Genomic DNA, 431 nt, shown 5'->3' with positions numbered 1-431 from the left:
ACGAAGTAGCCTCTTTGCCAAAATTTGTTGCCCCATAATTTCTTCTTTCTTAAGTACGGAAATTTGTTAAATAGGCGAATTGCGGTTCGTCCTTTTACAAAGCCCATATATGTCGAAACACTTAAACTAGGTGGCAATCTCACGACCAGATGTACGTGGTCTAATTGAACATTCAGCTCTACAACCTTACAGTTCTTCATATTACTGTAGATATAGATGCTCCGGTAAAGCTCCTTACCCAAATTACCTTTTAAGATTTTCAGGCGGTACTTTGGCGTCCAGACTATGTGGTACTGACACCTGTAATATAGTGAGGCGGATTCATATCTGCTCATGTTCTTTATTTCCTTCATTTGCTGGTTACAAACGAGGACATCTTGAACATGAGCGTTCTTCGGGCATAGCCCAAAGGAACGATCACCACCTTCTAA

At 40.8% G+C, this 431-nt stretch carries 1 protein-coding gene; it reads right to left on the bottom strand.

Annotated features, from left to right (window positions below):
• Positions 1-335 (bottom strand): IS200/IS605 family transposase (gene tnpA / locus QTN94_RS20705; RefSeq protein WP_331428695.1); only part of this gene is annotated, 335 nt, incomplete at its 3' end.
• Positions 336-431 lie beyond the last annotated feature (96 nt).

The sequence above is a fragment of the Vibrio sp. M250220 genome, assembly GCF_036533795.1.
Classification (GTDB): Bacteria; Pseudomonadota; Gammaproteobacteria; order Enterobacterales; family Vibrionaceae; genus Vibrio.
This window is presented reverse-complemented; position numbering and strand designations above follow the sequence as displayed.